Genomic DNA, 1,949 nt, shown 5'->3' with positions numbered 1-1,949 from the left:
ATCGACTTCCTGGACCTGCAGCACCACCGCGAATCGATGGTGGCCGGCCTGCCCTACGGCGTGCGCAAGGTGGTGGAACTGGCGCGCGCCCTGTGCACCGAGCCGCGCCTGCTGCTGCTGGACGAACCGTCCTCCGGCCTGAACGTGGAGGAAACCGAAGACATGGCGTTCTGGATCAGCGACATCAAGAACGAACTGGGCATCACGGTGCTGATGGTGGAACACGACATGAGCCTGGTCTCCAAAGTTTCGGACCGTGTGCTGGCCATGAGCCAGGGTGAAGAACTGGCCACCGGCACCCCGGCCGAAGTTCAAAGCCACCCGGGCGTGATCGAGGCCTACCTCGGCACGGTGGACGACGTGTCCAGCCTGCGCCGCGAAAACCATGCGGGGGTCGCATCATGACCGTGCCCGTGTCCGACCAGCCCGTGCTCCAGCTGCTCAACGTCGAGAGCGCGTACGGCCCCATCAAGGCCATCCGCGGGGTCAGCCTGCAGGTGCGGCGCGGCGAAATCGCCACCGTGCTGGGCAGCAACGGCGCGGGCAAGACCACCATCCTCAAGACCATCAGCGGCATCATCGACCCGCGCAAAGGCAGCATCGCCTTCAAGGGCAACGACATCACCGCGCAGGACCCGGCGCTGATCGTGCAGCAGGGCCTGATGCACGTGCCCGAGGGACGCGAGGTGTTCCCGCTGCTGTCGGTGCGCGACAACCTGCTCATGGGCGCCTACACCCGCAGCGACCGCGACGGCGTGGCGCACGACATGGAACGGGTGTTCGAGTACTTCCCCATCCTGCGCGAACGCGCCGCGCAGGACGCCGGCCTGCTCTCGGGCGGGCAGCAGCAGATGCTGGCCATCAGCCGCGCGCTGATGGCCAACCCCGACCTGATCCTGCTCGACGAACCCAGCCTGGGCCTCTCGCCGAAGCTCACCAAATAGATCTTCGAGATCGTGGTGCGCATCAACCGCGAGCGCGGCACCACCATCCTGCTGGTGGAGCAGAACGCCAACATGGCGCTCAACGCGTCGGACTACGGCTACGTGCTGGAGAACGGCCGCATCGTGATGGAAGACACCTGTGCCCGCCTGCGCGAGAAGGAGGACATCAAGGAGTTCTACCTCGGCATGAAGGCCGAAGGCGTGCGGGCCGACCGTCGCTGGAAAAAGAAAAAGAACTGGAGATGACGAGATGAGCTACCTGTGGGATCTCTCCGCCATCCGCCCGCAGACCGATGTGGTCATGCCGGGCGAGACCCTGCCCGCCATCTTCTGGAACGCGGTCGACAAGCGCGGCCCGGCCATCTGGCTGCGGCAGAAGGAATTCGGCATCTGGCGCAGCTGGACCTGGACCCAGGTGGGCCAGGCGGTGCGCGAGATCGGTCACGGCCTGCTGGCCATCGGCTTCGACGCGCGCGAGACCGCGTCCATCCTCTCCAACACCAACGTCGAGTGGGTGCTGTGCGACATCGCCGTGCTCAGCGCCAACGGCGTGTCCAACGGCATCTACCCCACCGACGCGGCCGAGCAGGTGCAGTACCTGTGCGAAGACTCGCGCACCACCGTGCTATTCGTCGAAGACGACGAGCAGCTGGACAAAGCCCTGGAAGTGCGCGAACGCCTGCCCGGGCTGCGCAAGATCGTGGTGTTCGACATGGAAGGCCTGCGCGACTTCCACGACCCCATGGTCATCAGCCTGGACGCGCTGCGCGAACTCGGCCGCGAACACCTGAAGTCGCACCCGCAAGCGCTGGAGCAGCGCGTGGCCACGGTGCAGCCGCAGGACCTGGCCATCCTGGTCTACACCTCGGGCACCACCGGCAAGCCCAAGGGCGCCATGCATGCCCACCAGGGCCTGGTCTACACCGTGCGCGGCTACAACACGCTGATCGCGCGCGACGAGCGCGACGAGTGCATGTGCTTCCTGCCGCTGTGCCACATCGCCGA

At 66.2% G+C, this 1,949-nt stretch carries 2 protein-coding genes and 1 pseudogene; all 3 read left to right on the top strand.

Features of this window, described 5'->3' with window-relative positions:
* Positions 1-405: ATP-binding cassette domain-containing protein (locus ACR2JA_RS01305; protein ID WP_434007340.1), on the top strand; the 405-nt coding region annotated here is incomplete at its 5' end.
* Positions 402-1,190: pseudogene (locus ACR2JA_RS01300) on the top strand (ABC transporter ATP-binding protein). The gene ACR2JA_RS01305 and the pseudogene ACR2JA_RS01300, both read left to right, overlap by 4 nt.
* 4 nt (positions 1,191-1,194) lie before the next feature.
* A partial coding sequence (locus ACR2JA_RS01295) for an AMP-binding protein (protein ID WP_434007339.1) occupies positions 1,195-1,949 on the top strand: 755 nt, incomplete at its 3' end.

The sequence above is a fragment of the Hydrogenophaga sp. genome (assembly GCF_051007235.1).
GTDB lineage: Bacteria > Pseudomonadota > Gammaproteobacteria > Burkholderiales > Burkholderiaceae_C > Hydrogenophaga.
Note: the sequence above shows the minus strand (reverse complement) of the source record. Positions and strands in the feature narration are given on the sequence as shown.